Raw genomic sequence first — 23,525 nt, forward strand, 5'->3', positions numbered from 1 at the left:
CCTGGTGCGCAAGCACCTGCCGGAGCTGGGCGAGAACGCCACGCTGTTCAGCCTCCAGACCATGGTGCTGGCTGGCCGGATCGTCAGCACCAGGTCAGCGTCGAGTTGACCCGTGTGACGTTGCTGATCGTGTTGTTCGCCCCGCCGCACGGGCTCTGGGTGATGTTCGTGTTGGTGACCGTCAGGTTCTGGAAGCGGATGCCGGAGGAGATCGGGAACTCGGCCCGCGAGGCGATCCGCACCTCGCCGCCGCCCGTCACCGTGCCGGACACCCCGGCGATCGTGACGTTGTAGCAGTTCTCCACGAGGATCGAGTTGTTCCCGGTGTTCGAGATCGTCACCCGGTCGATGACCGCGCCGCCGGACTCCGACACGCAGAAGACCCCCCGGCCACCGCCGGACGCGATCACGGTGCCGACCCGGATGTTCGTCGGGTACGAGCTGCCGATCCGGCCGTTGCGGTTGGCCATCCGGAACGCCGCGTACCCGGTTCCGGTGCCGGCGCCCTGCGCGTCGACGGTGCCCACTGTGGCGTTGATCGTGTCGTTGAGCAGCAGACCCGAGTAGCCGGTGTTGCGCGCGGTGACGGTGCCGATGGCCAGGCCGTCCACGCCGTACGTCTCCACGCCGTGCGCGCCCGTGCCGGACACGTACACGGTGTCGATGCGCACGTTGCGCACCTTGACCGCCCGGTCACCGCCGTGGTTGTCGATCCGCACCCCCAGGCCGCCGGACAGCCGCATGTCGATCTGCCCGAGCGTCAGGTTGTTCACGTTGCGCATGAAGATCCCGTACAGCGGCGCCCCGGTGAGGGTCAGGTTCTGCACCTCGACGTCGGTGGTCCCGCGCGAGTAGACGGGCGCGTAGTCGCCCGATCCCGAGCCGGTCACGTTGATCGTGCCGCAGACCGCGAGCGTCGTGTACGACGGCAGCGACAACCGCGACCCGGCGCTCATCGAGCCGGAGCCGCGCACCACCACCCGCTGCTTGGCGGTCCGTCCTGCCGAGAGCGAGTTCACCGCGGCCTGCATCGCGGCGAGCATGTCCCCGCCCGAATACACCGTCGACGACCCGTTGCGGGCCGTCCAGGTGCCGCCGTTGAGCACCGCCTCGGCCTGGTAGGAGCCGCTGCCGCACCCGGTGGACGGCGGCGGGGTGGTCGGTGTGCCGCCGGTGCCCACCCGGACCATCTGCCACTGCTGGTTGGTGCCGTTGAGGTCGGCGTACTGGCTGACCCGGGCACCGTCGGCGGTCGACCGTTCCCAGACCTCCAGGGCCTTCCCGGAGTGCCGGTTGATCAGCCGGATGTAGCCGCTGTCCGAGTCGCGCACCTGGAACTGCTGGTTGGCGGCGTCGAGGTCGGGCCACTGCCGGTACTCCGCGCCGTCGGCGACGTTCCACTCCCACAGGTCGACCACCTTGCCGCTGTGGCGGGCCCTCAGGCGGTAGTAGCCGCTGCCGGAGGAGACGAACTGGAACTGCTGCCACTCGCCGTCGTTGCGGGACCACTGCTGGATCGCCGCGCCGTCGCTGGTCGAGGTGTCCCGGACGTCGAGGACCTTGCCGCTGTTGCGGTTGACGAGCACGTACCAGGCGCCGGTGTCGATGGTGGCCGCCTGCGCCGAGGGCGCGGCCACCACGGCGGCGCCGGCCACGGCGGCCAGCGCCGCCACCAGGGCCAGCGCCAGGCCGGCGCGGCGCCGGCCCCGTGGGGCGCCGGGCGGTGCCGTCACTGCGGGGTTGAGCATCGTTCGACCTCCGGGAAAGGGGTACGCCGAGTCCGGCGCAGCGGTTGTCGGGCGCCTACTCCAAGTGGAAGGTGGCGGCGCCCCGGTCCGCGCCGGTGCCCACCGTTTCGAGCTGGAGCAGTCCGTCCCGATGGCGGACGTACCGGCCGGGGTAGTTCTGCGACTCCAGTGAGAGACCCTCGGCGGCGGCCAGCCCCGGCCGGCGCTGGAAGCTCGCGTCGCCGTCGAACAGGGCCGAGCCGTCGTCGCGTTCGACGTAGAGGGCGAAGGCCCGGTGACGCAGGTAGAAGCCGGGGAAGTTCGTCGACTCCAGCGAGACCGATCCGGCGCCGGCGAGACCGGGGACGATGCGGAACTGCGAGTCGGCGAGGTTCGTGACGTTCGGCTCGACCCGGGCCCGGTAGTCGTAGTGCCGGATGTAGCTCCCGGTGAGATCGTGCGAGCGCAACCGGACCGGGGTGGCCCCGTCGGGCACGGGGATGCCGAGGTTCGGCGTGCCGTCGGTGTTCCAGTACAGCTTCTGGATCCTGGTCCGCCGGTTCGGGTCGTCGAGCGGGTCGCCGCTGATGTCCCGGTAGTTGCGGTCGTGGTAGACCAGGATGTCGCTCTGCCCGTCCTCGGAGACGGTGAAGGAGTTGTGGCCGGGGCCGTACTGGCCGGTGGCGGCGTTGCTGGCGAACACCGGAGTGGGGCTCTTGCTCCAGGAGGCGGCGTCGAGCAGGTTCGCGCCGGCCGACGCGGTGAGCATGCCGAGGCAGTAGTTCGCGTCGGTGGCGCTGGCCGAGTACGTGAGGAAGACCCGGCCGTTGCGCTGGATCACCGCCGGTCCCTCGGCCACCCGGTAGCCGCGGGTCTCCCAGTCGTACGCCGGCACGACCAGCCGGGCCACCGGGCCGGTGATCTGCCACGGTTCGGCGCCCATCCGGGCGAGGTAGACGTTGGAGTTGGTGGAGATGCCCGGCTCCTGCTGGGCCCAGGTCAGATACCGCACCCCGTTCACCACGAACGTCGAGGCGTCCAGGCTGAACGTGTCCCACGGCGTGGTGATCCGGCCGCGTTCGGTCCACGAGCCGGTCAGCGGGTTGGCGCTCGCGTTCTCCAGCACGTACATCCGGATCCGCCACACGTCGTCGGTCCGCCCGGCGGCGAAGTAGACGTACCACCTGCCGTTGATGAAGTGGATCTCCGGAGCCCAGATGTGGGCGCCCATCTCGCCGCTGGTGTGCCGCCGCCAGATCGTCGTCTCGGTGGCGGTGGCCAGCCCCTGCAGGGTGGTGGCGCGCCGGAGCACGATCCGGTCGTACTGCGGCACCGTCGCGGTCATGTAGTAGTAGCCGTCGGTGTGCCGGACGATGTGCGGGTCGGCGCGCTGGTTCACCAGCGGGTTGGTGTGGTTCACCGCCGGCGCCGCCCGCGCGGGGCCGGGCACGGCGAGGCCGGCCGAGGTGGTGAGCAGCGCGAGCGCCGCGGCCAGGATCGGCCGCAGACGCCGGCGGGCCGGTTCGCCGGTACGGCGGCGGGCCGGGTGGAGGAAGTGCCGAGGCGACATGTGCGCCCTCCCAGGTGGCCGGGTTCAGTACACGTAGGGCCAGGCAGCGGCGTCGTAGCCGATGCGGTTGACGCCGAGCAGCGACGCACCGTCGTCGGCGTAGTAGTGGTAGAAGAGGACGTCGCCGTCGGTGTCCGCGAGCACGGCCTGGTGGCCGGGGCCGTGGACGTTGCCGTGCGAGGCCAGGATCTGCGTGCCGCCCCCGGCGAGCATGTCCCGGCCCACGCGGTCCACGAACGGCCCGGTGGGGCTCGCCGAACGACCGACCATGATCCGGTACGTGCTGGCGGCGCCCTGGCAGCAGCGGTCGAACGAGACGTACAGGTAGTACCAGGAGCCGCGCTTGACCAGGACCGGCGCCTCGATGCCGGGGCCGTAGGCGGCCACGCTGTGCATGGTGCTGCCGAGCCGGCGCCCGGTGGCCGGGTCGATCGGGATCATCTTGATGCCGGACCAGAACGAGCCGAAGCTGAGCCACCAGCGGCCCTGGTCGTCGACGGTGAGGTTCGGGTCGATGGCGTTGAAGTCGTCGGTGGTCCGCGACTCGACCACCAGTCCCTCGTGGACCCAGCTCCCGGAGACACCGGTGGTGCTGGTGGCCAGGAAGATCGCCGAGCGGTTGGAACCGAACGTCGACGCCGAGTAGTACAGGTGGTAGCGCCCGTTGCGGTACGACAGGTCCGGTGCCCACAGGTTGCGCGCGCCGCCGGTGTACGTGCTGGTCCACGGCGCGCCACCGGGGAAGACGGCGCCCGCGTTGCGGAAGGTGACCCGGTCGGCGGAGGTCTTCAGCGCGACGTTGTCACCGGTGTGCGCGACGAGGTACGTGCCGTCGGGCCGCTTGACCACGGTCGGGTCGTGGACGCCGATGTCGCCGGACACCCGGCCGGGCTGCGGGTAGGCCGGTGCCGGGGTGGTGGGCGCCGGGGTGGTGGGCGCCGGGGTGGGCGTGCCGCCGCCCAGCCGGATCAGCTGCCACTGCTGGTTGGCGCCGTCGAGATCGGCGTAGCCGGCCAGCCGGCCACCGTCGGCGGTCGACCACTGCCACACGTCGACGACCTTGTTCCACTGCCGGTTCACGAACCGCACGAACCCGCCCGCGGAGTCCTGCAACCGGAACTGCTGGGTGGCCGACGAGCGGTCGGTGCTCTGCACGAGCTGGGTGCCGTCGCCGCCGGCCGGCAACTCCAGCACCTTCCCGCTGTGCCGGGACCGCACCTTGTAGAACCCGCCGCCGGCGTCCACGAACTGCCACTGCTGCACCGCGAGGTCGTTGCGCGTCCACTGGTTCACCGGCGCGTTCTCCGCCGTCGACCAGTCGTACAGGTCCATCGCCTTGCCGCTGTGCCGGTTCACGACCACGTACGACGCTGACGTGTCGACCGTCGCCGCCGACGCCGGGGGCGTCCCGGCCACCACCCCCGCGGCGAGGACCAGCGCCGCCGACACCACGACCGCCGCCGTCCGCGTCCTCCGAGCGGTCCCTGTCACCGAGAACCTCCTGCGCCTGGTCGTCACCGGCCGGCCGCGGCGGCTCGCCTCACCCGTGACGCTCGTGGCAACGGCATTACCTTCAAGTTACGGCAATGTTCTCGTTAACATAGACGGGTGTCAAGGTATTCACTCCGGGGCGGCCGTCGCGTCCACGATGGAGACGGGCGTGCCCAGCTCCACCGTCCGGGACACGGTGCAGAGCCGGTCGTGCGACTGCCGCAGGGAACGTGGCAGCATCTCGCGGGCCCGGTCGCCGTCCGCACCGTCCGGGAACGTCACCGCGAACGTGACGGTGAGGTTCTCCATCCGGTTGCCGGCCTCCGGGTCGCGGATCTTGTCGCCGGTCACCGTGACCGCGAACCGGCTCGGTTCGGCACGACGGCTGGTCACGTGGTCGACGTCGACAGCGGTGCAGCCACCGAGCGCCGCGAGCAGCAGCTCCACGGGCGTGAAGGTCGCGTCCTCCCCCGTACCCATGGACAGCTCGCCGCCACGGGCGTTGCGCGCGACGTATCTGCCCACGCTGGTGCGCTCGATCTCCACCGACCGGAAGGTGTCGTCACTCATGCGACGAACCTACCGAAAAGCGTTCCGCGAACGTGCGGTACACCGGAGTGCCCGGCAGCCCGTCGCGAACGGCGAACACCACGAGGTCGAACCGGTCGACCACCCGGAGCGCGTCGGCGAACGCGCCCGCCACAGTGGCCGGGTCGTTCCGGAACACCCCGCACCCCCACGCGCCCAGCACCACGGTCCGGTGCCCGTGCGCGGCCGCGACCTCCAGCACCCGCCGGGCGCGCCGTGCCAGCACCGCCGGCACGTCGGCGGCGCGGTCCGGCTGGTTGCGCAGGATCGCGCCCAGGTTCGGCGCCGCCGCGGTCAGGAAGGACGTGGTGTACGGCCGGTCGAGCAGGTTGCCCTTGTCGTCGCGGAACACCGGCACGCCCGGGGAGTGGACGACCCGGTCGCTGTACCGCAGGTCCCGCTGCGCCCGGTGGAAGGCGTAGAAGTCCGGCGCCGCGAGCAGGCACGGGTAGAGCGCCGACGAGCGGGCGATGCTCTCCTCCTGCGCCTGCGCCCCGCCCAGGAACCCGCCACCCGGGTTCTTCGCCGACGCGAACACCAGGCACGCCGCGCCGGACCCGAGCCGGTGGGCGGCCTGCAACGTCGACTCGTACGTCACCTCCACGGCGCCGGCACCCGGCCGCGCGCCATCGAGGTGGAGGACTTCGTCGGGCAGGTGCTCGCGAGTGCCGGCGACCGCGGCGCGTACCGCCGCCCCGATCTCGACGTCGTCACCGGCGTCGTTGCGATAGCGTCCGGCTTCGGCGATCGCGACCGTCTGCCGGGCGATCTCGCGGAGACGGCCGCTCATCGGGCATACCGGTCGACGTCGTACATGATCGGCAATCTAGGCAGTCCCCATGGTGGCGGGCAACCGATTAGCGGCCCGGCCACTACCGCCCGGCCGGCTCCCCCAGCAGGCGGTCCATCGCCCGGTCGGCCACGGCCGCGATGGTGAGCGCCGGATTGGGTCCCACCGGCCCGGGCATCGCCGAGCCGTCGAGCACGTAGAGCCCGGGATGACCGAACACCTGACCGTGCCCGTCGCACACCCCGTCGCCCGGGTGGCGGCCCATCGGCGCGCCCCCGAGCGGATGGACGGTGACCACCCGGCGCAGCCACCACGCCGGGTTGTCGGTGTAGCGGCCACCGAGGACGTCGGCCACCGCCCGCATGGTGGACCGGACCGCGGCGAAGTAGCCGGCGCTGGTCCGGGTCGTCCAGTCCACGTCGAGGTGGTCGCCGCGCAGCTGGAACACGCCGTCCGGCACGTCCCGGCCCATACCGAGCAGCGGCAGCGAGCCGGCGGAGAGCCGGCCGTCGCCGAGCAGCCGGGCCAGTCCACCGCCCAGACCGCTGCGGGGCGAGCCGGTGAGCCGGGCCGACAGCCGGTCCACGGCGAACCGCAGCCGGCGGGCCGAGGCACCGGACAGCCGGGACGACTCCGCCAGCCAGTCCACGAACCCGGGATAGCCGCCGTCCTGGAGATAGAAGCCGCGACCCGGAGAGCCGTCGCCGTCGTGCGCGTCCCCCACCCGGATCGCCGTGGTGATGACGGGCCCGCAGCTGGCCGAGAAGCGGATGCCGTCGCCGCGGCGTGGCGGCCGGATCAGCCCGAGCAGGTCGCCGTTGCCACTGAACCGGGTGCCGAGTGCCGGGCCGACGGCGGGCAGCCGGTGCCGGTTCCGCAGCAGCAGGTACGTGGTGCCGAACGTGCCGGCGGCGAGCACCAGACGGTCGCAGGTGATCGTCCGGCCCGGACGGGCGCGGCCGTCGCTCCGCCGGTCCTCGTCGGCCGGGTCGTGCACGAGATACCGGACCTCGTACCCGCCGCCGCGCCGGGGGCGGATCGTCCGGACCTCGGCGCGGGTCCGTAGCTCCGCGCCGTGCCACCGGGCCGCCGACAGGTAGGTGTGGTCGAGGGTGTTCTTGGCGCCGTCGTTGCAGCCGATGTCGCACTCCCCGCACAGCCGGCAGGTGCGGCGCGGCGCGGCGTGCAGGTTGCCGTAGGCCGGCTCGGTGATCGGCGCGGCCGGGACCGGCTCCGCGCCCGGCCCCGGAGCGAAGCTGACCGCGAGCGGCGGGTGCTGGTACGCCAGTCCCAGCCGTTCGGCCGCCGTCCTCATCGCCGCCGCCTTGGGCACCGCGCGGTACGCCGGATGCTCGGCCGGGAACCGGCTGGCGCCCAGCATCCGCTCGACCCGGTCGTAGTGCGGGTCCAGGTCGGCCCGGGTCACCGGCCAGTTCTCCTGACCGGCGCCGGGCACCGGCTCGTCGGTGACGAACCAGTGCTCGTCCTTGCGCAGCAGGACGTTCGCGTAGATCAGGGACCCGCCGCCGAGTCCGCTGGCCACCACCGACTCCAGTCCGCGGAAGGTCCACACGTCGAACAGGCCGTACAGCCCTTCGCTCGGATCCCAGAACGCCCGGCCCATCTCCTGCGGCGTACGCGGGAAGCCGCCCGGCGGGTACGGCCGCCCGCGCTCCAGCACCACGGTGCGGCGGCCTGCCTCCGCCAGCCGGTACGCGGCGACCGAGCCGCCGAATCCGGAGCCGACGACCACCGCGTCGACGTGCTCGTGGGTTTCCATGTTCCGGTCTCCTTCCGGAGCTCGTGGATCAGGGGCGCGTGCTCACGGACGCCGTCTCCTGGAGTCCGCGGAGCACGTACGGCACCGCCTCGGCCTGGAAGTCGATGTCCGGTGCCAGTTCGCGCACCGAGCCCTCGAGCACCAGCAGGGCGAGGATCGGGAAGACGAACTGCGGGTCGGCGTACAGGCCGCGGGAGCGCTGGATGGCGAAGAGCGAGGCGGCGAAGGACACCAGGTCGAAGTCCGCGGCCGCGACCGAGCTGTTGCGGGCCACGAGAGCGACCACGTCCTCCCGGAAGCCGTCCCGGTCGTACCCGTCGCCGGACGCCCGGGCGGTCGACAGCAGGACCTCGGCGCAGCGCCGCCCGTCGTTGCGGCCCAGGTGGTAGAAGAACTCGGCGAAGGTACGGCGCGCGAAGTCGGTCAGACAGCGGACGAAGCCCGCGTCGACGATCACCGCCGTCCCGTCCGGCATCAGGTAGAGGTTCCCCGGATGCAGATCACAGTGGACGAACCCGTCCCGGAAGAGCATCTGGTAGGCGGCCCGCAGCCCGTTGAGCACCGCCGCCCGGCGAGCGGCGGTCGGCTGAGCGTCGCGTTCCAGCCCGTCCATCCACTCCGTCACCAGGACCGTGCGGCTGGACATCTCGGGCACGACGGCCGGCACCCGCACCCCCGGCAGGGTGTGCAGGTTCTGCCGCAACCGGGTCAGGGACCGGGCCTCCTGGACGAAGTCGAGCTGCTCGTACACGGCGGCCGACACCTGGTCGACGATCTCCGCGATCGGAACCCGCCACAGCGCCGGCAGCCGACCCACGGCGCGGGCGACGGCGCCGACCAGAGCCAGGTCGAGCCGCATGGTCCGGTCGATTCCCGGCCGCCGCACCTTGACGGCCACCTCGCGGCCGTCCCGGAGCCGGGCCCGGAAGACGCAGGCGATGCTGCCCGCCGCCGTGAGGGTCAGCCCGGACGCCTCCCCCACGACGGAGCCGGTCAGCCTGGGCGGCACGGTCCGGACGACGGCGGCGATGTCGGACGGCGGCGACACCCGGTCGTGCAGGCGGGACAGGCTCCGGCAGAGCCGGGGAGGCAGCACGTCGGCACGGGTGCTGAGCACCTGCCCCAGCTTGACGTAGGCCGGGCCGAGCCCTTCGACGGCATCGGTGAGCGTGTCCGCCACCTGCTCCCGCGCGCCGACCCGGCCGGCGCCGCTCCGGCGCAACGCGCCGACCAGCAGGCGGGCGCCGAGCCGGCCGGTCCAGCCGACCAGCAGGACGGCGACCGTTCCCGCCCGGACCACGAGTGACCATCGTACGAACATTGATTCCCGCACGGCTTTCTCCCCGGCTTCGGCAACGGGCGAACAATAGTTCGCGACGACCCCCGGATTCGTTTCCGGAATGCAGGAGAGCAAGAATTCGCAGTTCTGCGGTATTCGCAGTTACGCGTTCTTGCTGCGCTGCGCGTCACGGTTGACGTCGCACTGCCGCGCTGCCAACCCTGGAGGGGCACCACCGCAGGCGGGGCCATGGCATGTGGAGCAGCGGCCAGCGGAGCCTCCCGCCACCGGGCGGCTTCATGGCACTTCGCCTGCGGCCCGAATCCTGAACCGGCAATGAGGTCGCGAATGGTTCGCACTCGGTCTGCAGCCGGTGCCCGTATTCGCCATCCGAGGCGGAACCCCCGATGACTGCTCCGCATCGGGATTCGCCGCACGCATAACACAGGCACCGCAATCACCAGAGATGAAAGGGTGATCACGAAAATGACGCTCCAATCCATCGGCCTGTCCACCGGGGGCCGGGACCGCGCGCCGCAGTGGGAGCATTACCTCAAGGGTGACCCGGCGCTGCTGAACAGCGAGTTCGGCGACATCCTGGACCGGGACGCCGTCCGGCTCGACATCCGCACCGACGACCAGGTGGCGTACGAGGCGCTGCACCACCCGGACCCGATGGTTCGCGAGCAGTCGCTGTACCAGGCGATGGACCGCCGGCTGACCGGGACGATCGACCTGATCGCCGAGAGCATCGCCAGCGACGAGAACCGCGAGGTGCGGTGGAACGCGCTGTGGGCGCTGGAGAAGATCGGCGGCCCGCGGGCCCTGCAGGTCATCGAGCGGCACATCGACGACGACGACGCGGACGTCGGCGAGTGGGCTCGGCTGTTCAGCTCCGAGCTGCGCACCGGCGTGCCGGCCTTCGACAACCGGTCGTTCACCTGGGACGGCGACCGGACCTTCGACGAGACGATCCTGCTCAACATCCACTGCGACGTGTACGTCGCCCTGGACGAGACGGGCCGCAACTGGGGCAAGATCTCCCTGTCCCCGCAGGGGCTCGCCCGAAGCTACGGGCAGGCGCACGCGTGCCCGAACGTGGACACCCGCAACCAGAAGCTGATCATCAGCAAGACGCTCTCCGGTCTGCACGACGACGGCTCGCCGCACACCGAGAACTTCGTGTTCCGGGGTCTGACGAACCACGCCAACGCCGGTCGGGGCAGCTTCTACTTCGAGTCCCGCGGTCTGCGCCCGGTCTTCCTGTCCGGCCGCGCGGACGACGACAGCCTGGGCCACCGCAACGAGATGGTCGCGGCCAAGCGCAGCGGTGAGTGGACGCTCGACCCGCAGATCCAGATCAAGGGCGAGTCGGCCATCCGCTACGTCCGGGGCCGCGTGCACACCTGGGGGTACGTCAACTTCGACACCATGGCGGGCAGCTCGCTGGAGGAGGTGCTGTTCCCGGGCAACAGCATCCTCGGCACTCTGGACACCCCCACGGGTCCGCTCGCCAACGCGTTCATCGTGGGCACGTTCAAGGGCAAGCTGGTCGACTGGGACGGCGACGGCAAGATCAACGTCAACTCCCTCGACATCTACTCCACGCGCGACGGGGACGTCGACTCCGACCAGGACGGCGTCGCCGACATCCCGGGCGTGCAGTTCTGCCCGCGTACCAACTGGATGAACTGAGCTGATTGGTCTCCGGGGCGGACGGCGAATGCCGTCCGCCCCGGAGCCGTATCTGTGGATTCTTTGGCGGACCGATGACGACAATCAGTGTCTTTGCCGCAGTCAGGTCTTTCCGCCGTCGACATCACGCCATTGGTGAGGACATTAGCAAGATTGCGACTATACGCACAGCGTGACGAGCTGTTGACTGAACGCTCAGCGGCGCAGCCGGCGGAACGCCCGCTCGCATGCCTGGAGGTGTACGAATTTCGGGCCTTTGTGCCCGGGATGAGAACCGGTCGGCGTCAAGGGGAGACGCCCGCACGGACTCCGTCGGACCACCGTCCGATGCTCAAGAAAATCCTAGGGGAGGCCATACGATGACCACCGCCGATCAAGCATGGCGACAGGGGGGGAACTGTATGGATTGTGCCCAATTCATGACGTGCAGCACCCTGGGCGTCTGCCTCGGCAATCCTACCGACGCCGCCCGGCTGGATTCCGTCACCCGAGCCGTCGAATACATGACTGAATATCTTTCGGAACCTCAGCGGCTGTCCGACATCGCCCAGGCCGCATTGCTCAGCCCGTTCCACTTCCACCGGGTCTTCCGGCACGTCACCTCCACCACGCCGGCGCGGTTCCTGACCGCGCTGCGGATGGCTCAGGCCCGGAACCTGCTCGTCAACTCGGACCTGTCCGTGACCGAGGTCTGCATGGCCGTCGGCTACTCCAGTCTCGGCACCTTCATCAGCCAGTTCACCCGGCTGACCGGGATGTCGCCGCGTCGATTCCGGTCTGCGATGTCCGTCTTCGGCCAGGTACGGCTGAGCGAGCTGACCGACCCGGCCGCCGACCGCCACTGCGCGCCGGGCCCGGTCGGCGCCGTCACCGGGGGACCGAGCGACGGCGGGTGCGCGGTGCTGGCGCTGTACCGGTCGGAAGAGCCCGACGACGTCCCGCTGACCTACGGTGTGCTGGAGACCAACCGTCTGAGCCGCATCCGGCCGCTGGCCGACGGGGCGTACCACGCCGTGGCGCTCGGGTTCGACAAGAGCTCGACGCTGTCCGACGTGCTCGGTGACAACGGCCGGCAGGTGGAGTTCGTCGGCACGGGAGGCTCACCCATCGTCGTCCGCGGCGGGCGCACCTTCCGGACCTTCCAGGTCGCGCTGCGGCGCCCCCGCCCGATCGACCCTCCGCTGCAGCTCACCTCGTCGGTGCTCGCCCTGGCCCAGCGCCGGCGGCCGCAGCTGCTGGCGACCGGCAGCTGACGTGCAGGACGGGCCGTCACCCGACGACCGGTGCCGACACCGCGGCGCCCGACCCGTTCACCGGGTCGGGCGCCGCGACCGCGTCAGGCGGCGAAGGCCGCCAGGGCCGCCCGCAGGTCGACCGGCGGATCGACGGGAACCGGCCCGGCCGCGGTGGGGCGCAGACACGCCACCGTCTGCCGGCCCCGCGCCACCTCCCGTCCCGCCCGGACGAACTCGAAGTGCATGCTCAGCCGGTGGCCCTCCCGGCCGTCGGCGCTCATCCGCACCTCGATCTCCTCCAGGCCGAAGCACTCCTCGTAGTAGTCCATCGCGCACGACACGGTCACCAGCGTCAGCTCGCCCCGGCGGAGCTGATCCAGGACGGCCGGGGCGTGGTCGGCGAGGAAGCGCTCCCGGCAGTGCCCCTGCCAGTGCAGGAAGTGCGCGAAGTAGACGTTGCCCACCATGTTGGTCTCGTCCAGGGTGACCACGTGCCGGTAGACGTACCAGCCGGTCATGACGCCACCGCCCGGGTCGCCACCGCCACCGCCACCCGCGTCGCCCCGTCGGCCCAGGCCGGCACGGTCACCACGGTGACGTCCCGGCCGGTCGAGACGAGCAGGCCGTCCGGCTCCGGCTCCCCGTGCGCCAGCACCTGGTCCGGGTCGGCGCCGAGCTTGACCAGCGCCTCCCGGGCGGCCCACAGCCGGGTGGCGGCCACCGCCGGGGCGTCCCCGGTCCGCCGGCCGAGTTCCTCGGCGCTCGCCCGCGCGCCGTCGTCCAGCAACCCGGCCGGCGGCCGGTCGGTCACCGGCTCCCAGTCCACCCCGACCGGACGATCGGCCAGCGCGACGAGTACCTGCCCGTCGGCGTAGCTCGCCGAGGCGTACCGGCCCGGGACGTGGAGCGCGCCGGACGGCCGGCGGCCCAGGTCCGCCTCGGGCACGGCGAGATGCCGGGCCAGCAGCCGGCGGGCGCCGTCCGCCTCGCGCCGGCCGGGCCCCACCACGAGTTCGACCGCGTCGGCCGCGCCGGCCTCGATCAGCCGGCGGGTCAGCCACGGGCCCACCAGCTCCGCGCCGAGCCGGCCGCCGGACCTGGCCGCCGCGAACTCCCGGTTGTCGCCGACCGCCCGCAGCCGCAGACCCCGCCAACGGGCCACCGGTACGCCGGCGTGCGCGACGTCCACGTCGAAGACGTACTCGTCGGCACTGTGCCGTACCTCCCGGGCCTCGACGGTGAGCCGCCCGCGCAGCGGCCGCCAGACGACCACCTCCGCCGCGCCCACCGGCAGCACCCTGCGGTGCGGCGCGCAGGCGAGCAGTGCGTGGATCGCCGCGTCGTGCCCTCCCGGGCTGCCCAGCAGCAGCTCCTGCCCGAGGAAGGAGGCGAACCAGCGGTCCCGGTCGTCGGCGTCGACGGTGGCGCGCACCGCGAAGGCCGAGACCGGTCCGGCGTGCGTCAGGCGGCGCATCCGTCCCTCGTGGAAGAGCACCGGTCCGTACCACTGATGCGTGGTGGCGGTCTCCCGCCCGGTGTCCACGGGTGACTCCGGCGGGGGCCCGGCATCGTCCGCCGTGACAGCGGCGGCCGGCCGGGCCGGCGCGTCGGTGACCGTCCCGGCGAACCGGTCCGTGGCGAAGCCGTCGGTGTCCGCGCGGATCGCCACCGCCACGTCCCCGCCGGTCTCCGCGGCCAGTGCCGCCACCCGGATCCGTCTCGTCCGGCGCTCGGGGACGTCGATCGGCGCGGCGAAGCTGGCGCCGCGGATCGCCCAGCCGGCCCGGCTTCCGGTGGTCAAAGCCGCCACCTGCGCCATCGCCTCCAGCCCGAGCACGGCGGGCAGCAGCGGCGTGTCACCGACCCGATGATCCCGCAGGTACGGGTCGGCCCCGACGGACAGCACCGCCTCGGTCACCGTGGCGACCTGTCCGACGCGGCCGACCACCGACTCGGCGAAGCGCAGCCGTCCCGGTTCCGGGGTGCCGGGCGCGGGCGCCGGGCTCAGGGTGCCGGACTCGGGGAAGGCGGCGGTGCAGAGCACCGTCACCGGAGCGGTCGGATCGGTGAGGATCCGCCACAGCGCCGCGACGCCGTCGTCGGGCGCGATCCCGGCCACCCCGCGCCGGCGCAGCGAGTCGAGCACGTCGAGCCGTACCCCCATGCCGATCCCCGACCAGACCGACCACTCGACCAGGTGCACCCGGGTCTCCGGGTGGTCGCCGGCCCACCGTTCCACGTCGTGCCGCAGCCACTCGTTGCCGATGCAGTAGGCGGCCTGCCCGGCGAGCCCCTGCCGGCCGATGATGGAACCGAACGCGAGCACCAGCCGCAGGTCCGGTCCGACCGCGTCGAGCACCGACCGGAGCCCGGTCACCTTCCCGCCCAGGTGCTCGCGGAGGTCGCCGGCGGTGACGTCGGTCAGCTGGGCCGGCCGGTTGATCCCGGCCCCGTGCACCACCGCCCGGACCGGACCCAGCCGGTCCGCGCCGAGCACCGCCCGTACCGCGTCGGGATCGGTCAGGTCGACGCGCTCGTAGCGCAGCCGGTCGTCGCCGAGGACCGCGCGCAGCCGGCGCAGCGCCTCAGCGGTCTCGGCGTCCTCGGCGGGACGCCGGCCGAGAACCACCAGCCGGCATCCGGTCCGCTCGGCGACGGCCGCCGCGGCGAAGGCGGTGATCCCGGTGGCGCCACCGGTGACGACGCAGACGTCGCCGGGCCCCAGCGGCACCTCCCGGGTCTCCTCGGCGGGCCGGTGCACGGAGGTCACCAGCCGCTGGACGCCGCCGGGCCCGGCCCGCAGCTCCGCGTACCCGGCCGGCACCGCCAGCTCGGCCAGCGGACCCGCGTCCCCGTCGGCGGACACGTCGAGCACGGTCACGGCGCAGCCGGAGATCTCCGCGGCCGCCGACCGGCCCACGGCGGCTGCGGCCGGGTGGTCGTCGTGCACGATCGCCAGCCGGGCCGGCCGCTGCCCGGCGATGCGGGCCAACAGCGCGGCCACCTGCTCCGGGCCGTCGTCCGGGCCGAGCGCGACGGCGAGGCCGTGCGACGTGGCCGTGGCCTCGGGCACGGCGGGGAGGGCCGTGTGCAGGGGATGCCCGGCCGGCGCCTCGACCCGCCACCGCACGGAGCCGGCGGCCGGCGGCCCGGACAGCGGTCCCCGCACCGGGACCCAGTCGTGCCGGAACAGCCGCACCCACGGCGAGAGGCCCTGCGCCGGCGGCTCGTCGTCGCCGGCGGCGGGCAGCTGCGCGAGCACCTCGGCCGCCTCGGCGACTGTCGCGTCGGCCAGTGACAGGGGCGCGGCCGGTGGCTGCCGGCCCAGGGCCGCGGCGACCGCGGCGACGGTGCGGGCCACCTGCAGCGAGTTCAGGTGCAGGTCGCCGAGCAGCCGGCTGCCGGGGGTGATGCCCGCCACCGGCAGTTCCAGCTCGGCGGCGAGATGGGCGCGCAACCGGCCGAGCGGGTCGTCCGGCCGGGGAGCGGACCCGGCCGGGTCTACCGACCCGGCCGGGTCCGCCTCGGGCGGGGTCGGCGCCGGTCGAGCGGAGGCGGTCCTCACCACCGCTGCTGCGACACTCGACGGCTGCTCGACCCGGCCCGGAGAGGGGTCGCGCTCCACGTCGGCGGACGCGGAACGCGACCCCGGCAGCCCGGCGCGAGAGATGCCGGCTCCGCACGGGCTGCTGAGGAACGTCATGGCCGCTCCGGGACGGAGCGGACGGTAGGGCCGCCCGTCGTACCAGGCGGCGAGGTCGCCCGCGCCGGCGACCACGACCGCGGCGGTGGCCAGGGCCAGCGAGCGCGGCGGACCGCCGCAGTCCAGGCTGACCGCCGGCACCGGCAGGAACCGGGTCACCAGCCGGGACAGCATGGTCCCCGGGCCCGCCTCGACGAGCAGGTCGCACCGCTGGCCGAGGTCGCGGGCGGCGGCGGCGAAGCGCACCGGGGCGGTGAGCTGGCGGGTGAGCAGTGCCGGCAGGTCGTCGACGGTCCGCACGTCCGCACCCGTCACGGTGGACGTCACGGGCCGCGCCGGTGGGGCGAATTCGACAGTGTCCAGCTCGGCGGCCCACGCCGGCAGCGCGGGTTCCATCGCGGGGCTGTGGAAGGCTCGCGACACCGGCAACCGGATCGTCTCGACCTCGCTGCCGCGCAGCGCCGCCGCCAGCCGGGTGAGGTTCTCGTCGGCCCCGGCGAGCACCGTACGGTCGGGGGCGTTGAGCGCCGCGACCACGAGCCCGTGCTCGTCCGCCAGCCGAACCGCCCGCGTCTCGTCGACGGAGAGGCTCACCATCCCGGTGCCCGCCACACCGCTGTGCTCCATCACCCGCCCGCGGGCGGCGGCCAGCGTGACGAGCCGGCCCGGATCCAGCGCACCGGCCCAGGCGAGAGCGGTCAGCTCGCCGAGGCTGTGCCCGACGGCGCCGACCGGGGCGCAGCCGAGCCGGTCCAGCCAGGCGAGCCCGAGCAGCGACTGCCACACGACCGCCGGCTGGGCGGCCGCGGTGCCGGTGGCGCCGGTGGCCGCCGGGCCCTCGGGCAGGTCGTCGAGCAGAGCGCCCAACGGGCCGGCGTCGTACCGCACCGGTGCTCCCTGTCCGGGCAGGAGCAGGCCCACCCGGGCGGGCGGTCCGCCGCCCAACGCCACCCCCGCCGTCTCGTCCACCACGACGCGCCCGTCCCAGGTGGCGAGCAGGCCGGCCGCCGCGCGGGCCGCCGCCGACAGCTCGTCGGCGTCCCCGGCGACCAGGGCGCAGCGGATTCCGGCCGTGCCGCCGGCAGCGGCGGCGAGCGTCGCCGCCACGTCGCCGACCTCGGCGTCGCTGAGCGTCGCGCCCCAGCCGGCCAGCAGGTCGAGCCGTTCGGCCAGCTCCGCCGTGGTGGCCGCCTCGACCAGCAGGATCTCCGGTCGTACCGGACGGCGGGACCAGGACCGTGCCGAAGGCGGGAGGCGGCGGCGACCCACGGCGGCGGGATCGGCGTGCTCCACCACCACGTGGCTGTTGATCCCGCCGAAGCCCATCGCGGACACCCCGGCGGCCGGTCGCCCGCCCGGCCACGGTTCCGGCTCGTCGAGCACCCGCAGGGTGGCCTCCGGCGCGCGCAGCAGCGGGTGCGGCGTCTCGCAGCCGGTGGTCGGCGGAAGGACCCGGTGGTACGCGGCCAGGACCGTCTTGATCAGCGCGGCCGCGCCGGCGGCCGCCTTGGTGTGCCCGATGTTCGCCTTCACCGAACCGAGCGCCGCCGCACCGGGCGAGTGCCGCCGGATCCCGGCCAGCGTCTCCAGCTCGACCCGGTCGCCGACGGCGGTTCCGGTGCCGTGCCCCTCGATCAGGGCGACCTGCTCCGGCGCCAGCCCGGCCATCCGGTACGCGCGCCGCAGCGCCAGCGCCTGTCCCCCGGCGTCGGGCCGGGTCAGGCCCCCGGAGCCGTCGGACGACGTCGCCCACCCGGTCAGCCGCGCGTAGACGCGCAGGCCGCGCCGCTCCGCCTCGTCGGCGCGCATCAGCGCGACGATCCCGCACCCCTCCCCCGGCAGGAATCCGGTGGGCCGCTCGTCGTACACCCGCATCTCGCCGTCGGCGAGCGCGCCGAGGCGGGCGAAGCCGATCATCTCCAGCGGGTCCAGGGACAGGTCGACGCCACCGGCGAGCGCGAAGTTCAGCTCGCCGGAGAGCAGCGCGTTGGCGGCGGTGACGACGGCCAGCAGACTCGACGCGCAGGCGCCGTCCACCGTGTAGCCGGTGCCGTGGAAGTCGAAGTGGTTGCAGATCCGCCCGGCGATGGTGTTGCTCAGGGCCCCGGCCAACGATTCGTCGCCCGGCTCGGGGAACGCCGCCGCGATGCCATGCCGGGCCTGGTCGAGCACCTGCGCGGCGACGGCGTCGTCCACTCCGGTCTGCCTCAGCGCCGCCTCCACCGAGCGGCGCACGAACGGCCAGTGCAGCCGTACCAGGCCGGCCCGGGTGAACTCGCCGGTGAGCGAGTTGCCGAGGATCACGCCGACCCGGTCGGCGTCCAGGCCGGTGCCCCCGGGGAAGCCGGCATCGGACAGGGCGGCCGCCGCCGTCTCCAGTGCCAGCCAGTGCGTGTGGTCGGCGGCCCGCCAGCTCGACCCGGACACGCGGAAGGCCTCGCGGTCGAAGCGCCAGTCGCGCAGCAGCCCGGCCCGGCGGACGTACGTGGAATCCGGCGCGTGCGGCGCGCCGAGCCGGTGCTCGGGGTCCAGACGCGTGGCCGGGATGGCCCGGAACGCACGGCGGCGGGCCAGCACCGACCGCCACAGCTGTGTCGGGTCGTCGGCATCCGGGTAGCGGCAGGCCAGGCCGACGACAGCGATCTGCCGTTCGCCCGGCCTCATGCCGCCTCCCGCAGCCGGACCCGCCGGGCCCGGGCCGGCCGGCGGCGGCCGATCAGGAGCAGGCCCGCGCGCAGGGCGCAGGTGATGACCAGGGCGAGGAACAGCCCGTACGACACGTGCGCGAGCACCAGCAGGCCGTAGACCGCCGCGGTGCACAGCCCGAACGCCCACTGGTTGGCGCGGGTACGGGGCGTCGTTCCCGGGTCGGTGATCATGTAGTTGGTGAAGAGGATGAAGGCCAGGCCGGTCATCGGCAGCAGCGCGGCCACGAAGTCGTGGTCGAAGATGAGAGCGCGCAGCAGCGCCTGCGCGACGAACCCGGTCAGCCAGCCGAGGATGAGCGGCATCTTCCCGGTGAGCTTGCCGTTGAGCAGCGTGCCGGCCATCAGGACACCGAGCGGCAGCAGCCAGTCGAGCGCACCGGAGACCCCGGCGGTGAACTGGTAGGGCGGCGCGATGCTGACCCACGGGAAGAACAGCAGGGTCAGCGCGATGCCCGCGTTGGACGGGTTGAGCACGTGCCGGGCACGGCCGTCGATCCGGATCCGCAGGACGTGGCGGGAGCCCACCGCGGCGGCGACGGCGAACAGGTACGGCCAGGGCGAGGAGTTGCCGTACAACAGCATCGCGCAGGCCAACGCGCCGATGTGCGTGGGCAGGAGATGGTCCACAAGCCGCCGGAAGCCACCGGCGAAGGCGGGCGCGCGGCCCTCGGCCCGGGCGGCGAGCGTCTCCAGGGTCAGGTCGAGGGCGTAGCCCAGCAGGAGGGTCAGCACCGGCGTCACCGGGGCCTGCTCGAACCCGAGGAAGAGGTGACCGAGCACCGTGAGGATCGTGATGGACAGGGCGAAGCGGCGCAGGGCCGTCAGGCGGAGGTCTCTCGCGGCAGCGGACGTCACAGCGGTCACCGTTTCCGTCGGTGGGTGGTCGGGTTGGAGGGCCGCCGCGCCGGCCGGCGCGCTGAGGGGAACAGCAACCGGCCGGCGCGACGGGGCTCAGATGGTGACGGACGTGCCGTCGAACCGGGTCAGGGTCAACGAGTGGTCCTCGTTGAACCAGGACTTCTGACGCCGCAGGATCTCGATGGCCAGCGCCTCACCGAGCCGGCTGGACGCCGAGTAGTCACTGCGGTAGTGGACGCCGGCGATGTTGCGGCCGACGGCGATGTTCGCGGCGAGCTTGTTCAACTCGCCGCCGACGGTGAGCTGCCCGGCGTCCGCGCCCTCGTACGGCACCAGCGCGGTGCCGGTCGCGTCGGCCTGGACCGGGTCGGCCAGCGGGGCCGTCTCGTCGAACCAGGCCTTCAGCACCGTCGCGGCGGCGGCCGCCACGGTGGCGTGACCGGCGGTGTACGAGGGGTGGGTCGGTGCCCCCTCCGGGTACGCCTGCGGGAGCAGGTGGCTCTGGTTACGGTCGAAGACCCGCTGCACGGCCTCGGACTCCAGCAGTTCCCGGTCGAGGAAGTCGTACCGGTGCAGACCGGTCAGGTGGGCGTGGACTCGCCCGCCCACCGCCTCCGGCCGCAGCCTGCGGTGCACGTACCACTTCTGCCACCACGTGGTCCGCAGCGCGCGGGCGGCGACCGAGGTGACGAGGTCGAACAGGTGCGGCATGCCGAAGGTCGCGAAGCCGTCCTGGTTCGAGGACCAGTGGTACGGCAGGTTCGCGTCCAGCGGCGCCCGGTCCCGCAGCAGGATCAGCCCGGCGTTCAGGAAGGGCTGGAACGGGCTGGCGTCCGCGTCGAAGTGGACGTAGTGGCTCAGGTCCCGGGGCGTGCGCAGGTACCGGGTCTCGGTCCGGTTCCGGTCGCCGGGGGCCAGTCCCCGGGACAGCCCCCGCTGCACCGCGAGCCAGGTGGGGAACGTGGTGACGTAGTCCCGCCCCGGCTGCACGGTGTCCTGCCGCTGCGGGTAGTGATGGGTGCCGAACTGCACGTCGCGCAGAAGGAACTGCGAGATGTACGGCCCGATCCGGTCCTGCGGGGTGTCACCGCGGAAGAGCGTGCGGGTGGTCACCACACCGTTTTCCTTCGGGCCGCGGAAGTCCGACATCCGGGACAGGTCGGCGGCGGCCGACGCGACCAGCGGATCGGTGTCGAACTGGTCGAACGGCACGTCCCGGGTCAGCGCCATCCAGTAGAGCTCGGCCATGTCGCCGGAGTTCTCCGGGCTGTCGAGCCGGGGCGCCGGCGGCGCGGTGAAGGAGGTGGTGTCGATGCCGTCGGCGTTCGACGCCAGCCCGCCCTGGGGATTGGTCAGCTTGCGGGCGCCGGCCGGGTCCAGCGGGACCGACTCGAAGTCCGCCGGGTCGGCGCTGTTGACCGCCCGCAGCAGCCGCCGGTACGCCTCCGGGTCCACCTCGCCCGTGTCGTCGTGCGGCAGCCCCTTGCTGTAGCAGGCCACGTATCCCGGGTAGATGTTCTCCTCTCCGTTGTTGACGTGCTCGGCCGGATCCGGGCCGGCGGTCCGGCCGCCGGTCACCGGCGGCTGCCGTCGCGAACTTCCTGACGAGGTACTCACTGCACACACCTTTCTGCCGCGGCTTCGGACGAGCAGCCGCCGGCGGACACGTCAGTCCGCGACCGGGGTGCCGGTCGCCGGGGCGCCATCGAGCGGGATCCGCACGCCGTTGGCGTTGACCCGGAAGCGCGGGGCGGCGGCCGACATGTGCCAGTGCAGCCACTTCCAGCCCTCGGCCGTGCGGATGGCCACGGCCGAGGCACGCAGCGGCTGGTGCTCGAAGGTGCCGTCGGTACGGGCGATGACGACGTCGCCGTCCTCGCGGGTCAGGCCGATGGTGGAGCTGGCCAGCACCTGGCTCACCGAGACCGACTTGTTCTGCGTCTCGCCGTCGGCCGGGAACAGCGTGTCGAGGTACTCACGCATGGCGGCCTTCTCGGTGATGGTCACCGCGTGCCCCTCGGCGGAGGTGAGTTCGTAGGTGGTGAATTCCTCGGCCAGGCTGTCGACGATGGCGTCCGCGTTCTTCTCCGCGAAGGCGGTCTGGAGGTCGTTGAGGAGCTGCCGGACCTCGATCTCGGCCTGCGGGTCGGGCCGGAACACACCGGCTCCCCCGCCCGCGGCGTCGGCGAAGACGCCGCCGAGGAAGTCGCCGAGCTGGCGGCCGAAGTTCTGTACCTCTGTCATTTCTGCGCCATTCCTCTCTGGATGTTCTCGGGACGGATACCGCCCGCCCGTGAACAGTGGGAAACAATCGGTCCGGTGCGACCGTTCTCGTGCGGCGATCGGTACGTCTGTTGTAGATCGCTCGGGTGGTGGGGAACTTCTTCCGCCTTGCGGTGCGCCGGTAGCGGCGTCCGGGCGGGCCGGTCAGTCCCCGGCAGACGGGCCGGGACGATGCCGGTCCCGGACGGCCTGCACCTCGGCCCGCAACTGCACGATCTGCCCGCGCAGGTCGGCGATGACCAGTTGGGCGCTCTCCCGGACGCCGGCCACCTCGTCCCGCGTCTCCTGGCGGACCCGGGCGAGCTCGGACCGGTGCTCCTGGAGCAGGCGCTGACGGTCGTCACGTGCCTCGTCGAGCGTGCGCTGCCAGCGCTCCAGCAGCTCGTTGCGCTCCATGATGATCGCGGCCTGGGCCTGCTCGTGGGCCGTGGACAGGGCCTGCTCGACGACGAGGGCCTCGTCGCGTGCCGCCTCGGCGAGACGTGCCTCCTCACGGCTGCGTTCGACCCGGGCGATGTGCCGGGTGCCCAGGTAGGTCAGGATCGCGGTGCAGACGGCGGCGATCGGTGTTCCCACGGACTGCCAGTCCACCGGTCACCTCCCTCGCGCCACGCTCGACAGGCCTCTGGCCTCCGCGCGGGCGACGATCCGCAGGCAGCTCATCGCCAGCCAGGCGAGGGCCAGCTCGGTGAGCCAGACGGAGGACCGCCAGTCGGCGAGCATCGACTCGACCGCGGCGAACACCCACCAGGCGGCCGCCGCGGCCACGATCCGCCGCTGATGCCGGCGTAGGCGGCCGAGCAGGTTCAGCACCTGCACGGCGAGCAGAACGGTGGCGAGGCCCGGGGCGAGCACACGGAACACCTCCCGCAGTCGCGGTGGCATCGCCCCGAGTTCTGCGATCACCAGCCCGGGTTCGGCCCAGAGCACGGCGGCCTGCACGGCGACGGCGACGGCCAGCACCAGGCCACCGGGCAGCCGGCGGAGGTGGTCACCACCCCGGGCGGCCCGTGGTTCGCGCTCCGGTGCGAAGCGGCGGCGGTCGCGGACTTGTGAGGTGGACATCGGTGCCTACCACGGTCCGTGGTCATCGGAACTCGACCGCCCGGACGGGCTCGGCGGGGCTGCGTACATGGTGGATCCCTCTCTCTGGCTGCGTGGTCACGCGTACGGTCGGATCTCCCACCTCCCGACGGCCTCCGCCTCCCGGACCCCGACGACCTCGCGCGCGCTCAGGTCGACAGACGCCTGGCCGAGCCGTACCGGCCGGTCGGTCGCCGACCAGAAGAAGAACGTGTAGAGCCGGTGGCCCCGGCGCGGGTGGCCCGCGCAGGTCGCCGCGCGGGAGATCCTCGGCACCACGACCCATCGGCTCGCCTCGGCGAGCGGGCCGAGGCGGCCGGCCCTCCGGAGCAGGTCGAGCGCCTCGGCCCGCTCGGACCGGGTCAGTGGCGGACGGGCCCGGGTCCGTCCGGTGACCGCCGTGAGGCGGCCGGACGGCAGGTCGAGGAAGAACTCCAGCAACAGGTCCGAGTCGTAGTCGTAGAGCCGGATCCGGGCCGTGCCGGCGTACCGCCGGGACGTCCGGAACCACGAACGGGCCGGCGCCGGCACCACCTCCACGTCGAGCAGGTGGTGCCGGACGCCGGCCAGTCTGGTCCGGGCCGCCGGCTGGGCGTACAGCAGACGCACCAGGCGGGCCTTGAACCGGTCGGCGGCGGCGAGCAGGTCCTGTGGGTCCCGCTCACTCGTCCGCGCGCCCGCGAGCAGATGCCGGGCGCAACGGCCGAGACGTGCCGAACCGGTCATGGGCTTCCT

Annotated in this window: 17 protein-coding genes; 2 read left to right on the forward strand and 15 right to left on the reverse strand. The window is 73.0% G+C overall.

Annotation, left to right across the window (positions count from 1 at the left end):
- Positions 1-83: 83 nt before the first annotated feature.
- The 7 genes from ACN27C_RS27510 to ACN27C_RS27540 all read right to left on the reverse strand — a co-directional run bounded on the left by ACN27C_RS27510 (position 84) and on the right by ACN27C_RS27540 (position 9,246).
- Positions 84-1,748, reverse strand: a complete 1,665-nt coding sequence (locus ACN27C_RS27510; RefSeq protein ID WP_422749100.1) for an RICIN domain-containing protein — start codon at positions 1,746-1,748, stop codon at positions 84-86.
- Positions 1,749-1,803: 55 nt separating this feature from the next.
- Positions 1,804-3,297, reverse strand: a complete 1,494-nt coding sequence (locus ACN27C_RS27515) for a family 43 glycosylhydrolase (protein WP_422749102.1) — start codon at positions 3,295-3,297, stop codon at positions 1,804-1,806.
- A 24-nt stretch (positions 3,298-3,321) separates the two neighbouring features.
- Entirely contained in the window at positions 3,322-4,788 is a 1,467-nt protein-coding gene (locus ACN27C_RS27520) for a family 43 glycosylhydrolase (RefSeq protein WP_422749104.1), read from the reverse strand.
- Between the two features lie 129 nt (positions 4,789-4,917).
- The gene (locus ACN27C_RS27525; protein WP_422749106.1) at positions 4,918-5,358 is read right to left on the reverse strand and encodes an OsmC family protein; all 441 of its coding nucleotides are present in this window, start codon (positions 5,356-5,358) and stop codon (positions 4,918-4,920) included.
- Positions 5,351-6,166 (reverse strand): TIGR02452 family protein, encoded by an 816-nt coding sequence (locus ACN27C_RS27530; RefSeq protein WP_364812547.1) that lies wholly within the window; start codon positions 6,164-6,166, stop codon positions 5,351-5,353. The genes ACN27C_RS27525 and ACN27C_RS27530 overlap by 8 nt, the downstream gene beginning before the upstream one ends.
- Before the next feature lie 82 nt (positions 6,167-6,248).
- Positions 6,249-7,946, reverse strand: a complete 1,698-nt coding sequence (locus tag ACN27C_RS27535; protein ID WP_422749108.1) for a GMC oxidoreductase — start codon at positions 7,944-7,946, stop codon at positions 6,249-6,251.
- A gap of 28 nt (positions 7,947-7,974) precedes the next feature.
- Positions 7,975-9,246 (reverse strand): ABC1 kinase family protein, encoded by a 1,272-nt coding sequence (locus ACN27C_RS27540; protein WP_422749110.1) that lies wholly within the window; start codon positions 9,244-9,246, stop codon positions 7,975-7,977.
- 465 nt (positions 9,247-9,711) lie between these two features.
- Between ACN27C_RS27540 and ACN27C_RS27545 the strand changes: the two genes are divergently transcribed.
- Both ACN27C_RS27545 and ACN27C_RS27550 read left to right on the forward strand, forming a co-directional pair.
- Positions 9,712-10,920, forward strand: a complete 1,209-nt coding sequence (locus ACN27C_RS27545; RefSeq protein WP_350817240.1) for a HEAT repeat domain-containing protein — start codon at positions 9,712-9,714, stop codon at positions 10,918-10,920.
- 359 nt (positions 10,921-11,279) lie between these two features.
- The gene (locus tag ACN27C_RS27550; protein WP_422749113.1) at positions 11,280-12,173 is read left to right on the forward strand and encodes a helix-turn-helix transcriptional regulator; all 894 of its coding nucleotides are present in this window, start codon (positions 11,280-11,282) and stop codon (positions 12,171-12,173) included.
- Between the two features lie 83 nt (positions 12,174-12,256).
- Here the strand turns inward: ACN27C_RS27550 and ACN27C_RS27555 are convergent, their stop codons facing one another.
- The 8 genes from ACN27C_RS27555 to ACN27C_RS27590 form a co-directional block, all read right to left on the reverse strand.
- Positions 12,257-12,673: an acyl-CoA thioesterase gene (locus ACN27C_RS27555; RefSeq protein ID WP_358193362.1), complete on the reverse strand. Its 417-nt coding sequence runs from the start codon at positions 12,671-12,673 to the stop codon at positions 12,257-12,259.
- On the reverse strand, positions 12,670-18,522 hold the full coding sequence (locus ACN27C_RS27560; protein ID WP_422749115.1) for an SDR family NAD(P)-dependent oxidoreductase: 5,853 nt from the start codon (positions 18,520-18,522) through the stop codon (positions 12,670-12,672). Before ACN27C_RS27560 ends, ACN27C_RS27555 begins: the two co-directional genes overlap by 4 nt.
- Complete coding sequence (locus tag ACN27C_RS27565) at positions 18,519-19,421, reverse strand: hypothetical protein (protein ID WP_422749117.1); 903 nt, start codon at positions 19,419-19,421, stop codon at positions 18,519-18,521. The genes ACN27C_RS27560 and ACN27C_RS27565 overlap by 4 nt, the downstream gene beginning before the upstream one ends.
- A gap of 96 nt (positions 19,422-19,517) precedes the next feature.
- Positions 19,518-21,041 carry a vanadium-dependent haloperoxidase gene (locus ACN27C_RS27570; RefSeq protein WP_350817140.1) on the reverse strand — a complete coding sequence of 508 codons (1,524 nt, stop codon included), beginning with the start codon at positions 21,039-21,041 and terminating at the stop codon, positions 19,518-19,520.
- Positions 21,042-21,092: 51 nt separating this feature from the next.
- On the reverse strand, positions 21,093-21,668 hold the full coding sequence (locus tag ACN27C_RS27575; RefSeq protein ID WP_013285679.1) for a nuclear transport factor 2 family protein: 576 nt from the start codon (positions 21,666-21,668) through the stop codon (positions 21,093-21,095).
- Positions 21,669-21,851: 183 nt separating this feature from the next.
- Positions 21,852-22,298: a hypothetical protein gene (locus tag ACN27C_RS27580; RefSeq protein WP_013285678.1), complete on the reverse strand. Its 447-nt coding sequence runs from the start codon at positions 22,296-22,298 to the stop codon at positions 21,852-21,854.
- Positions 22,299-22,301: 3 nt separating this feature from the next.
- The gene (locus ACN27C_RS27585) at positions 22,302-22,772 is read right to left on the reverse strand and encodes a hypothetical protein (protein WP_350817139.1); all 471 of its coding nucleotides are present in this window, start codon (positions 22,770-22,772) and stop codon (positions 22,302-22,304) included.
- A 96-nt stretch (positions 22,773-22,868) separates the two neighbouring features.
- Positions 22,869-23,516, reverse strand: coding sequence for a hypothetical protein (locus ACN27C_RS27590; protein ID WP_350817138.1), 648 nt, complete (start codon positions 23,514-23,516; stop codon positions 22,869-22,871).
- Positions 23,517-23,525: the final 9 nt, after the last annotated feature.

Source organism: Micromonospora sp. WMMD1219, from assembly GCF_049315215.1.
Classification (GTDB): Bacteria; Actinomycetota; Actinomycetes; order Mycobacteriales; family Micromonosporaceae; genus Micromonospora; species Micromonospora tulbaghiae.

What these genes read in the sequence shown, in the direction of transcription:
- ACN27C_RS27575 (WP_013285679.1), bottom strand. Translation starts at nt 21,668, where the DNA reads ATGACAGAGGTACAGAACTTCGGCCGCCAGCTCGGCGACTTCCTCGGC.
- ACN27C_RS27545 (WP_350817240.1), top strand. Translation starts at nt 9,712, where the DNA reads ATGACGCTCCAATCCATCGGCCTGTCCACCGGGGGCCGGGACCGCGCG.
- ACN27C_RS27590 (WP_350817138.1), bottom strand. Translation starts at nt 23,516, where the DNA reads ATGACCGGTTCGGCACGTCTCGGCCGTTGCGCCCGGCATCTGCTCGCG.
- ACN27C_RS27515 (WP_422749102.1), bottom strand. Translation starts at nt 3,297, where the DNA reads ATGTCGCCTCGGCACTTCCTCCACCCGGCCCGCCGCCGTACCGGCGAA.
- ACN27C_RS27530 (WP_364812547.1), bottom strand. Translation starts at nt 6,166, where the DNA reads ATGAGCGGCCGTCTCCGCGAGATCGCCCGGCAGACGGTCGCGATCGCC.
- ACN27C_RS27535 (WP_422749108.1), bottom strand. Translation starts at nt 7,946, where the DNA reads ATGGAAACCCACGAGCACGTCGACGCGGTGGTCGTCGGCTCCGGATTC.
- ACN27C_RS27550 (WP_422749113.1), top strand. Translation starts at nt 11,280, where the DNA reads ATGACCACCGCCGATCAAGCATGGCGACAGGGGGGGAACTGTATGGAT.
- ACN27C_RS27555 (WP_358193362.1), bottom strand. Translation starts at nt 12,673, where the DNA reads ATGACCGGCTGGTACGTCTACCGGCACGTGGTCACCCTGGACGAGACC.
- ACN27C_RS27560 (WP_422749115.1), bottom strand. Translation starts at nt 18,522, where the DNA reads ATGAGGCCGGGCGAACGGCAGATCGCTGTCGTCGGCCTGGCCTGCCGC.
- ACN27C_RS27525 (WP_422749106.1), bottom strand. Translation starts at nt 5,358, where the DNA reads ATGAGTGACGACACCTTCCGGTCGGTGGAGATCGAGCGCACCAGCGTG.
- ACN27C_RS27585 (WP_350817139.1), bottom strand. Translation starts at nt 22,772, where the DNA reads ATGTCCACCTCACAAGTCCGCGACCGCCGCCGCTTCGCACCGGAGCGC.
- ACN27C_RS27510 (WP_422749100.1), bottom strand. Translation starts at nt 1,748, where the DNA reads ATGCTCAACCCCGCAGTGACGGCACCGCCCGGCGCCCCACGGGGCCGG.